10 protein-coding genes are annotated in these 10,028 nt (G+C 71.6%); 4 read left to right on the top strand and 6 right to left on the bottom strand.

Features of this window, described 5'->3' with window-relative positions; all coding sequences use genetic code 11:
• Together ACLBYE_RS27620 and ACLBYE_RS27615 are read right to left on the bottom strand one after the other, a co-directional pair.
• Positions 1–1,204, bottom strand: a 1,204-nt coding sequence (locus tag ACLBYE_RS27620; RefSeq protein ID WP_447696619.1) for a nitrate- and nitrite sensing domain-containing protein, incomplete at its 3' end; no start/stop codon positions are given.
• A gap of 102 nt (positions 1,205–1,306) precedes the next feature.
• Complete coding sequence (locus tag ACLBYE_RS27615; RefSeq protein WP_042671335.1) at positions 1,307–1,666, bottom strand: winged helix-turn-helix transcriptional regulator; 360 nt, start codon at positions 1,664–1,666, stop codon at positions 1,307–1,309.
• Between the two features lie 109 nt (positions 1,667–1,775).
• On the opposite strand from ACLBYE_RS27615, the gene ACLBYE_RS27610 reads away from it, so the two are divergent.
• Both ACLBYE_RS27610 and ACLBYE_RS27605 read left to right on the top strand, forming a co-directional pair.
• Entirely contained in the window at positions 1,776–2,795 is a 1,020-nt protein-coding gene (locus ACLBYE_RS27610) for a zinc-binding alcohol dehydrogenase family protein (RefSeq protein WP_447696618.1), read from the top strand.
• A gap of 10 nt (positions 2,796–2,805) precedes the next feature.
• Positions 2,806–3,231, top strand: coding sequence for a cupin domain-containing protein (locus tag ACLBYE_RS27605; RefSeq protein ID WP_447696617.1), 426 nt, complete (start codon positions 2,806–2,808; stop codon positions 3,229–3,231).
• A 4-nt stretch (positions 3,232–3,235) separates the two neighbouring features.
• On the opposite strand, the gene ACLBYE_RS27600 is transcribed toward ACLBYE_RS27605, so the two are convergent.
• The 4 genes from ACLBYE_RS27600 to ACLBYE_RS27585 form a co-directional block, all read right to left on the bottom strand.
• Positions 3,236–4,420 (bottom strand): MFS transporter, encoded by a 1,185-nt coding sequence (locus ACLBYE_RS27600; RefSeq protein ID WP_447696620.1) that lies wholly within the window; start codon positions 4,418–4,420, stop codon positions 3,236–3,238.
• Positions 4,421–4,486: 66 nt separating this feature from the next.
• The gene (locus tag ACLBYE_RS27595; RefSeq protein ID WP_447696616.1) at positions 4,487–4,777 is read right to left on the bottom strand and encodes a type II toxin-antitoxin system RelE/ParE family toxin; all 291 of its coding nucleotides are present in this window, start codon (positions 4,775–4,777) and stop codon (positions 4,487–4,489) included.
• On the bottom strand, positions 4,770–5,039 hold the full coding sequence (locus tag ACLBYE_RS27590) for a type II toxin-antitoxin system ParD family antitoxin (protein ID WP_331318819.1): 270 nt from the start codon (positions 5,037–5,039) through the stop codon (positions 4,770–4,772). Before ACLBYE_RS27590 ends, ACLBYE_RS27595 begins: the two co-directional genes overlap by 8 nt.
• Positions 5,040–5,177: 138 nt before the next feature.
• The gene (locus tag ACLBYE_RS27585) at positions 5,178–5,447 is read right to left on the bottom strand and encodes a hypothetical protein (protein WP_447696615.1); all 270 of its coding nucleotides are present in this window, start codon (positions 5,445–5,447) and stop codon (positions 5,178–5,180) included.
• A gap of 10 nt (positions 5,448–5,457) precedes the next feature.
• Here ACLBYE_RS27585 and uvrA point away from each other — a divergent pair, with 10 nt between their 5' ends.
• Together uvrA and ACLBYE_RS27575 are read left to right on the top strand one after the other, a co-directional pair.
• Entirely contained in the window at positions 5,458–8,469 is a 3,012-nt protein-coding gene (uvrA, locus tag ACLBYE_RS27580) for an excinuclease ABC subunit UvrA (RefSeq protein WP_447696614.1), read from the top strand.
• 533 nt (positions 8,470–9,002) lie between these two features.
• Positions 9,003–9,983: a transporter gene (locus tag ACLBYE_RS27575; protein ID WP_447696613.1), complete on the top strand. Its 981-nt coding sequence runs from the start codon at positions 9,003–9,005 to the stop codon at positions 9,981–9,983.
• Positions 9,984–10,028 lie beyond the last annotated feature (45 nt).

The following is a 10,028-nucleotide window of genomic DNA, read 5'->3' as shown; positions in this document are numbered from 1 at the left end:
CGGGCCGCCGGCCCGGGTGGGCGGCGAGCCGCTCCTGCGCGGCCCGGGCCGCCCGGCGCTCGGCGACGCTGTCGCGGAACGCCAGGGCGGCCGCGGCGATCGCCCGGACCTCGCGCGGCCCGCCGGTCGGGATGGTCAGGTCGGCCGTGCCCGCGTCCCGGCCGATCGCGGTCAGCACCCCGGCCATCCGGGAGAGCGGCCGGGCGATGGCCGTGCCGAGCCAGACCGCGAGGCCGGCCGACAGGGCGAACAGGGCGAGCCCGCCGGCGGCCCAGAGGGCCAGCATCCGCTCGGCGCGGGCGTGCGCCGCCCCCGCGGCCGCCACCAGGTCGGCGGTGAGCCGATCCTCCACGCCCTTGAGGGCGTCGATCCGCTGCGTGGCGAGGCGGAACCACCCCGGCGCGTCGCGGAAGGCCGGGGGCGTCCCCGGCATCGTCTCCTGCACGCCCGCGCGCAGGCGCGCGACCGCGCGGGACGGCTCGGTCGCCTCCGCGGCGTCGAGCAGGTTCGCCTGCCCCGCTTCGGCGCCGGCCCGGAACAGGCCGGCATAGGTCGCCTGGTCGGCCGCGAGGGTCGCGAGGCGGCGGGCGGCCGCGAGGTCGAGGGTGCCGGAGGCGAAGACCGCCGAGGCGACGGCCCGCTCCTGGCCGGCGGCCTCCTTCAGCGCCAGGAAGGCCGCGTAGGCGTTCGCCCGGGCGGCGAGGCTGGCCTCGTCGATCGCGCCGCCCATGGCCCGCACCAGGCCGAGCCCCTCCCCGATCAGGCCCGTGTAGTAGGCCACGGCCTGCGGCGGGGCCGCCGTCAGGGCGTCGACCGCCCGGCGCTGCGCGGCCAGCCCGGTGAGCGCCCGCGCGAAGCCCTCACCGCGCGCCTCGAAGACCGGCCCGAAGCCCGTCGCGGCCTTCATGGCCTCGGGCAGCCCGGCGAGCGCCGCGTCGGTGCGCCCGCGCTGGGCCGCCAGTTCCGGCCCGAACTGCGCGCCCTTCGCGCCCAGGAACAGGCTCGAGGCGCCGCGCTCCCGCTGGGCCTCGTGCACGAAGGCGCTGATCCGGGAGGCGAGGCCGACCAGGCTCTCAACCCGGCCCATCTCGGCGCGGCGCGCCCACTGGTCCGACACGGCGAGGCCCGCCGCCCCCGCGAAGGCGAGGCACGGGGCGAGCGCCACCGCCAGGATGCGGGCGCGGAGCGAGGCGAGGATCGGCATCGGAAGTTCTGGAACCGTCCGGCGGGAGACGCGCCACCTTCCGGCCAAGTCATAAAGATCCGGTTATGCGGTCGCGCCCATATTCGGCACCGGTCTGCCCAATCAGGCGGCGTTTTGAGTCGTATCTGCCAATTCCGCGTGCAGATCACCCCAGGTCTTCAGCGCGCGGATGACCGGATCGAGGGACCGCCCCCGCTCGGTCAGGCTGTATTCCACCTTCGGGGGAACCTCGGCGTAGACCGTTCGGGTGATCAGGCCGTCGGATTCCATTTCGCGCAGCTGGTTGGTGAGCATGCGCTGGGTCACGCTGGCGAGGCGCCGCCGGATCTCGTTGAAGCGCAGGGTCCCCTCCAGCAGATGGTAGAGGATCACGCCCTTCCACTTGCCGTCGATGAGCCGGAGCGTCGCCTCGACGGCGCAGCCGGGGCTGCAGGCGCCCGTGTGGCGGCGGGTGCGGGGCATGGGCTGTCTCCGACGGTATCATTTCCGGCACTAGTGGCGTTTTATGTGCGTACTTGCGGTCTGTGAAGGCGGGCGGCATCTCCTGCGGCGACAATCCGAGGAGATCACCATGCGCGCCGTCGGCTACCGCAAGTCCCTGCCGATCACCGATCCCGAGGCCCTGGTCGATCTCGACCTGCCCCAGCCCGAGCCCGGCCCGCGCGACCTGCTGGTGAAGGTCGAGGCGGTCTCGGTGAACCCGGTCGACACCAAGGTCCGGCGGCGGGCCGAGCCGGAGGCAGGCGGCACCAAGGTGCTCGGCTGGGACGCGGCCGGCACCGTCGTCGCCGCCGGCGCGGAGGTCCAGGGTTTCGCCGCGGGCGACGCGGTGTTCTACGCGGGCGACCTCACCCGGCCGGGGACGAACGCCCAGTTCCACTGCGTCGATGCCCGCATCGTCGGGCGCAAGCCCCGACGCCTCGACTGGGCGCAGGCCGCAGCCCTGCCGCTCACGGCAATCACCGCCTGGGAGACCCTGTTCGACCGGCTCGACACGGGAAAGCCGGTTCCGGGCGCCGCCGCGGCGATCCTGATCGTCGGCGGCGCGGGGGGCGTCGGCTCGGTGGCGATCCAGCTCGCCCGGGAACTCACCGACCTCACCGTGATCGCCACCGCGTCGCGGCCGGAGACGGCGGCCTGGTGCCGGGACCTCGGCGCCCACCACGTGGTCGACCATGCCAAGCCGCTCGCCGCCGAGGTGGCGGCGCTGGGGCTCGGCGCGCCGGGCCTCGTCTTCTCCACGACCAGCACCGACGCGCACCTCGCCGCGATCGTGGAGCTGATCGCCCCGCAGGGCCGCCTCGCCCTGATCGACGATCCGGAGCGCCTCGACGTCGGGCTCCTCAAGCGCAAGAGCCTGTCGCTGCACTGGGAGTTCATGTTCACCCGCTCGATGTTCGCCACCGCCGACATCGCCGCCCAGGGGGCGCTCCTCGACGAGATATCCCGCCTCGTTGATTCCGGCCGCCTGCGCACCACCCTGGGTGAGCATTACGGGCGGATCGACGCCCAGAACCTGAGGCGCGCCCACGCGCTGATCGAGAGCGGGCGCGCCAGGGGCAAGATCGTGCTCGAAGGTTTTTCCGACTGAGGAGGACGTGATGGCGGACGCGGCGGGGACCGGCCTCTTCGACGTGGCGGCGCTGGCGGCGGGTCTGCCCGACAGCGCCCAGACCCTCCTGGTCGACACCTACCTGACCGACCGGGAGGCGGCGAGCGCCCGGGTGTTCCGGGTCTACCGGCCGACCCCGCCGCACTATCACGCCACCTGCGACGAGTACCTCTACTGCCTCTCGGGCCGGGGCCGGGTCTGGCTGGGCGATCCGGCCGCCGAGACGGCGTTCGGCCCGGGCCAGCTCCTGTTCTTCGAGAAGGGCACGGTCCACGCGATGCCGGCGCTCGAGCCCGGGGACCCGGTGGTGTTCCTGTCGATCGACACGCCCCGGCGGGCGCCGACCGACATCGTCTTCGTGAACCCGGAGGACGGGACGCCCGCCACCTTCATGGCGCGCAACGCCGAGGCGTGAGGGGTCACACCCGCAGGGACCGGCCGGCCGCCGCCACGCCGAGGAGCAGCGCCGCCACGATCAGCAGGGACGCGGGCAGGCCGAGCGCCTGCGCGGCGAAGCCGATCAGCGCGGGCCCCGCCAGCACCCCGGCATAGCCCAGCGTCGTCACCGCCGGCACCGCCACGCGCGCGGGCATCGCGGCCTGGCGCCCCGCCGCCGTGAACAGGACCGGGACGATGTTGGCGCAGCCCGCCCCGACCAGGGCGTAGCCGGCGAGCGCCGCCTCCCAGGCCGGGATGACGACCGAGAGCGCGAGGCCGGCCGCCGCCAGCAGGCCGCCGAGGATCACCACGGGCCGCCGGCCGAGGCGGGCCACGATCGCATCCCCGCCGAGCCGGCCGGCCGTCATGGTGACCGAGAAGGAAGCGTAGCCGAGCGCCGCCCAGGCCGGATCGAGCCCGCGCTGCTGGATCAGGAACACCGCGCTCCAATCGAGGGCCGAGCCCTCGGTGAGGAACACCACGCAGCAGAGCAGGCCGAGGACCAGCACCGGGCCCCGGGGCAGCGCGAGGGCGGGACCGCCGCTGTCGCCGCCCCCTGCCCGGTCGGTCCGCAGGATGCCGGGCCAGGCCGCCGCGAACAGGGCCGCGATGCCCCCGACGAGCAGCAGCGCGCTCCAGCCCGCGCCGAGCCCGGCGGCCAGCAGGACGCTGGCGATCAGCGCCCCCAGGATGCAGCCGAGGCTGTAGAGGCCGTGGAAGCCCGACATCATCGGCCGCCCGCCGGCGCGCTCGACGGCGACGGCCTGCAGGTTCATGACGCAGTCCACCGCCCCCATCCCGGCCCCGAACAGCAGCAGCGCCCCGGTGAGCGGGACGAGCCCGGAGGCCAGGGCCAGGACCGGCAGGGCCAGGCCGAGCGCCAGCGTCCCGGCGAGCAGGACCGGCCGGTATCCCAGCCGCGCGACCGCCGCCCCGGCGCTCGGCATCGCCAGGAGCGAGCCGATGCCGAAGGTGAGGAGCAGCAGGCCGAGCCCGGCCTCGTCGAGGCCGGCGCGGTCCTTCACCAGCGGCACCAGGGGCGCCCAGGTGGCGTTGGCGATGCCCACGATCAGGAACAGCAGCCGCGTGGACAGGCGCTGCTGGGTGGCCGTGCGGTCGTCGGAACCGCGGAGGGCGGCCGGATCGGTCGCGTCGCATGCTGGCATCGGCACCTGTCGATCGCGTCGCATCTCGGGGCTCGGGCGGCTCGGGCAGCGCAGCGAAAACCCACGCTACAGGTCGAGCCCCCTCACGCTGCGGCCGTGGACGATGGCCAGGATCAAGACACCGCCTTCCACCGGCTCGTACAGGATGACGTGGGCGGCGTATTCGTGCCGATGCACGCCGGGCCGGATCGCCGCAGCTGTCCGGCCCATGCGGGGATTGTCGGCAAGAAGCCGGAAGACGCGTTCCAACCCGTCGGCATAGGCGTCCGTTTGGCGGATACCGAACTGCCGGTAACCATAGACGGCGATGTCGAACAGATCCGCTTCAGCCCGCGCCGTGAGGGTATAGTCACTCATCTAGCGGTTGATCAGACTGCGCGTGCTTCCTGGCCCGGGCGAGGATCTCGGGCACCTTGCGGCGGCTCGGTCCTCCGGCGCGGGCCTCGTCGACGATCCGGCGCAGATCCTCAAGCGTCAAATCGGCCTGGGCTCGTCTCTCGCGGTCACGGCGCACGAGGTCGCGGACGTAGTCGCTCGTGCTGGCATAATCGCCCTGTCTGATCTGCGCCTCGATCCACTCCTTCATCGGGTCGGGCAGGGAAATCGTCATGGTCGCCATGGGGTCTCCGTTATTCGCCCGGAAGGATCACGCGCCCGACGATAAGCGTTTTTCACAAATTCTCTTATAGGCTGAGGCGTCGATGACGTCACCCGCACCGCCGCTACACCGAAGTGTTGCCGCCGTACGCGTTTCGTTCTAGCAAGGGCGGCGCATGACGGGCCTGCGTCCCGCCGGCCGCATCTTGCCGTGAGCCCCGTCGGGCTCGACATGAGGCCGTTGCGGCGGCTGGCCCGCGCGCGAATCCGATCTGACCGCGTCGACGCCTCGAAAGACCGCCGCCCTCATGGCCAAAGCCCAAGCTGGAAGTCGTGCCGCAAGCCGCGCCGACGCCGCCAAAGCCGCTCCCAAGTCGCCCGTCAAGGCGGTCCCGGCCAAGACAGCTCCGGCCAAGACAGCTCCGGCCAAGGTGGCCCCTGTGAAGGCAGTTCCGGCCAAGGCAGCCCAGCCCAAGCCGGCCCGCGCGAAGGGCGAGGCGTCCGCTGCCCGGACCGAGGCCGCCGTCGACGCCAAGCTGGCCGCCCTGTTCGATGCCGCCCCGGCCGCCGAGGACCGGCGGGTCATCGCGATCCGCGGCGCCCGGGAGCACAATCTCAAGAACGTCGACCTGACCATCCCGCGGGACAAGCTCGTGGTCTTCACCGGGCTCTCGGGCTCGGGCAAGTCGTCGCTGGCCTTCGACACGATCTACGCCGAGGGGCAGCGCCGCTACGTCGAGTCGCTCTCGGCCTACGCCCGCCAGTTCCTGGAGATGATGTCCAAGCCCGACGTCGACCAGATCGACGGGCTGTCGCCGGCGATCTCGATCGAGCAGAAGACCACCTCGAAGAATCCCCGCTCGACCGTGGGGACGGTGACCGAGATCTACGACTACATGCGCCTGCTCTGGGCGCGGGTCGGCATCCCCTACTCGCCCGCCACCGGCCTGCCGATCGAGAGCCAGACCGTCCAGCAGATGGTCGACCGGGTGCTGGAACTGCCGGAGAAGACCCGGCTCTACCTGCTGGCGCCCGTGGTCCGCGGCCGGAAAGGCGAGTACCGCAAGGAAATCGCCGAATATCAGAAGAAAGGCTTCCAGCGGCTGCGCGTGAACGGCGAATACTACGCCATCGACGACGTGCCCAAGCTCGACAAGAAGTTCAAGCACGACATCGACGTGGTGGTGGACCGGATCGTGGTCCGGGCCGATATCGGCTCGCGGCTCGCCGAGTCCTTCGAGACGGCGCTGGAACTCGCCGACGGCGTCGCCGAGATCGTGTTCGCCGACGCCCCCGAGGGCGAGGCGCCGCGGACCGTCACCTTCTCGTCGCGCTTCGCCTGCCCGGTCTCGGGCTTCACCATCGCGGAGATCGAGCCGCGGCTGTTCTCGTTCAACAACCCGTTCGGCGCCTGCCCGACCTGCAGCGGCATCGGCCACGAGATGCGGATCGATCCCGAGCTGGTGATCTCCGACCCTGGCTTGAGCCTGAAGCGCGGCGCGGTCGGCCCCTGGGCGAAGTCGACCTCGCCCTATTACGGCCAGACGCTCGAGGCGCTCGCCGAGCATTTCGGCTTCAAGACGGGCGTCCCCTGGCAGAGCCTGTCGGAGACGGCCCGCGCCATCGTGCTCTACGGCTCGGGCAAGCAGGCGGTGCGCTTCGCCTACGATGACGGCTTGCGCAAGTACACGGTCAACAAGCCGTTCGAGGGCGTGATCCCGAACCTGGAGCGCCGCTACAAGGAGAGCGACTCGGACGCCGTGCGCGAGGAGATCGGGCGCTTCATGAGCGAGACGCCCTGCGCCGCCTGCGGCGGCAAGCGGCTGAAGCCCGAGGCTCTGGCCGTGAAGGTCGCCATGGCGGACATCGCCGACGTGACCGCCCTGTCGGTGAGCGAGGCGCACCGGTGGTTCTCGGACCTGCCCGGGAAGCTCACCGCGAAGCAGAACGAGATCGCGGTCCGGATCCTGAAAGAGATCCGCGACCGGCTGAGCTTCCTGGTGGATGTCGGCCTGGAATACCTGACGCTCGCCCGCGGCTCCGGCTCGCTCTCGGGCGGCGAGAGCCAGCGCATCCGCCTCGCCTCGCAGATCGGCTCCGGTCTGACCGGCGTGCTCTACGTGCTGGACGAGCCCTCGATCGGCCTGCACCAGCGCGACAACGAGCGGCTGCTCGGGACGCTCAAGCGCCTGCGCGACCTCGGCAACTCGGTGATCGTGGTCGAGCACGACGAGGACGCGATCCTGCAGGCCGATTACGTGGTCGATGTCGGCCCGGGCGCCGGCATCCACGGCGGCGAGATCATCGCGCAGGGCACCCCCGCGGAGGTGCTGGCGAACCCCGCCTCGCTCACCGCCAAGTATCTCACGGGCGCGATGGCGGTGCGCACCCCGACCGCCCGCCGCAAGGGCCGGAAGGGCAAGCTCGGCCTGTTCGGCGCGCGGGGCAACAATCTCAAGGACGTCGACGTCGAGATCCCGCTCGGCACCTTCACGTGCATCACCGGCGTCTCGGGGGGCGGCAAGTCCACCCTGGTGATCGACACCCTCTACAAGGCCATCGCCAAGAAGCTGAACGGTGCCCTGGAGCACCCGGCCCCCTACGGGCGGCTGGAGGGGCTGGAGCACCTCGACAAGGTCATCGACATCGACCAGTCGCCGATCGGCCGCACGCCGCGCTCGAACCCCGCCACCTATATCGGCGCCTTCACGCCGATCCGCGACTGGTTCGCGGGCCTGCCGGAGGCCAAGGCGCGGGGCTACCAGCCCGGGCGCTTCTCGTTCAACGTCAAGGGCGGGCGCTGCGAGGCCTGCTCGGGCGACGGCGTCATCAAGATCGAGATGCACTTCCTGCCGGACGTCTACGTCACCTGCGACGTCTGCAAGGGCAAGCGCTACGACCGCGAGACCCTGGAGGTGAAGTACCGGGGCAAGTCCATCGCCGACGTGCTCGACTCCACCGTCGAGGAGGCGGCCGAGCTGTTCAAGGCGGTGCCGGCGATCCGCGACAAGCTCGAGACCCTGAAGCGGGTCGGCCTGCACTACGTCCATGTCGGCCAGCAGGCCACCACCCTGTCGGGGGGCGAGGCGCAGCGCGTGAAGCTCTCCAAGGAGCTGTCGAAGCGCGCCACCGGCCGCACGCTCTACATCCTCGACGAGCCGACCACCGGCCTGCACTTCCACGACGTCGCCAAGCTCATGGAGGTGCTCCACGAGCTGGTCGACCAGGGCAACACTGTGGTGGTGATCGAGCACAACCTCGAAGTGATCAAGACCGCCGACTGGGTGATCGACATGGGTCCCGAGGGCGGCGACGGCGGCGGCCGGGTCGTGGCGCAGGGCACGCCGGAGCAGATCGCCCGCTCGACCGCGAGCCATACCGGCCGGTTCCTGCGCGAGGTGCTGGAGCGGCGGCCCGCCTCACCCGCGAGCCGCGGTCGCGCCGCGGAGTAGCGCGGCGGCGTAGGGGGGCGGGCGTCGCACGCACCGGCGACCGGGCCGGCGCGGCAGTTTCTGCCGGGTGTCGGCCGGACCCCGCGCCCGCGGACGGTGATTCGAGCGGCCGGATCCGGCTCCGGACCCGCTGCCGACCGGTTCGGAGCCGGATCCCGGCCCGCGCGCCCGGACCGGCGGCCTGCCCGATCACCTTCCCGCCTTTGCCGGATTCTCCCGCGGCCCGGGCCGGCAACAGCTTGACCGTTCAACGATATTTTGCCGAAACCGCGGTCCGAGCAGGGTCTGTGGACAGTGTTGCATCGCCGCAAAAATGCGGCTTTTGCGCAACGGTTCGGCCGGTTGTGGCGTTTCGACGAGCATTCCACTGTCTTTCCGCAGGTCTCTGTAGAATAGTCGCAGACGTTGAGACGGGCAGGCTCCGTGGGGGCGCTCGGCAGGTCCGAAGCCGGCAGCCGCGATAGGCGAGCAGACCGGCAGGGAAGTGCCGAATGCGGGACGGACGCCGTATGACCTTGGGAAGGAATGAGAAAATGATGAAGAACTGGCTCGCGGCCGGCACGGTCGCGCTCACGGTCGGCATGGCCTCGACGATCGCGCAGGCGCAGACCACGACGGTTCCGGGCGAGCAGGTCGGCCTCGCGGTCGGCGCGCCGCTGCCGGAAGGCCTCTACGCGATCAACACGTTCACCTATCGCCGCACCGACGGCCGGAACGATCCCGACACGGCCGTCAACATCCCGGTCCTGGTCTGGTCGACCCCGTTCGTGCCGTTCGGCGGCCGCGTCGAGCTGCTCGTGGCGCCCCCGACCGTGTTCGCCTTCACCCGCAACCCGGCGGGCGTGCGCAACAAGGACATCTCGATCAACGTCGGCACCTTCGTCGGCGGCATCTGGGCCTTCGACCTCGGCAACAACTTCGGCGTCAGCCTGCTCGGCGGTGCCTACCTGAACGACCTGAACGGCGACCGCGGCTCGATCATCACGCCCACCGGCGCGACGGCCACCCCGGTCCTGCCGCAGCTCTCCTCCAACACCTACCGCTTCGGCATCGCCGGCAGCTACACGGGTGACGGCTGGAACATCACCGCCAACCTGACCGCCAACATCTACGACTCGCCCGGCCGCTTCCCCGGCCAGGTCGGCGCCGCCATCGGCCCGATCCGCCTGTCGGACGCCCTGAACTTCGACCTCACGGCGACGAAGAAGTTCGGCAACTTCGAGATCGGCCCGGTCGCCTACGGCACCTACAACTTCGACATCAGCCAGGCCAGCGCGGCGGCCGGCAACCGCGGCCGCTTCGCCATCGGCGGTCTCATCGGCTACGACTTCAAGATCTTCACCGTCCAGGCCTACGTCGCCCGCGACGTCGTGACCGGCGCGCAGTACACCAACGCGTTCGGCCGCACCCGCAGCGACTACTCCACCGACGGCTGGATCCGGTTCATCGTGCCGCTCTACTCGCCGACCCCGGCCGCCGCGCCGGTCCCGGCGCCGCTGGTCCGCAAGTACTGAGATCCTCCCGAGACACCGGGCTCCCCGCCGCCGCGCGGCGGGGGC

This window comes from Methylobacterium sp. A52T, from assembly GCF_053346095.1.
This window is presented reverse-complemented; position numbering and strand designations above follow the sequence as displayed.

What these genes read in the sequence shown, in the direction of transcription:
- ACLBYE_RS27615 (WP_042671335.1), bottom strand. Translation starts at nt 1,666, where the DNA reads ATGCCCCGCACCCGCCGCCACACGGGCGCCTGCAGCCCCGGCTGCGCC.
- ACLBYE_RS27610 (WP_447696618.1), top strand. Translation starts at nt 1,776, where the DNA reads ATGCGCGCCGTCGGCTACCGCAAGTCCCTGCCGATCACCGATCCCGAG.
- ACLBYE_RS27605 (WP_447696617.1), top strand. Translation starts at nt 2,806, where the DNA reads ATGGCGGACGCGGCGGGGACCGGCCTCTTCGACGTGGCGGCGCTGGCG.
- ACLBYE_RS27600 (WP_447696620.1), bottom strand. Translation starts at nt 4,420, where the DNA reads ATGCCAGCATGCGACGCGACCGATCCGGCCGCCCTCCGCGGTTCCGAC.
- ACLBYE_RS27595 (WP_447696616.1), bottom strand. Translation starts at nt 4,777, where the DNA reads ATGAGTGACTATACCCTCACGGCGCGGGCTGAAGCGGATCTGTTCGAC.
- ACLBYE_RS27590 (WP_331318819.1), bottom strand. Translation starts at nt 5,039, where the DNA reads ATGGCGACCATGACGATTTCCCTGCCCGACCCGATGAAGGAGTGGATC.
- ACLBYE_RS27575 (WP_447696613.1), top strand. Translation starts at nt 9,003, where the DNA reads ATGATGAAGAACTGGCTCGCGGCCGGCACGGTCGCGCTCACGGTCGGC.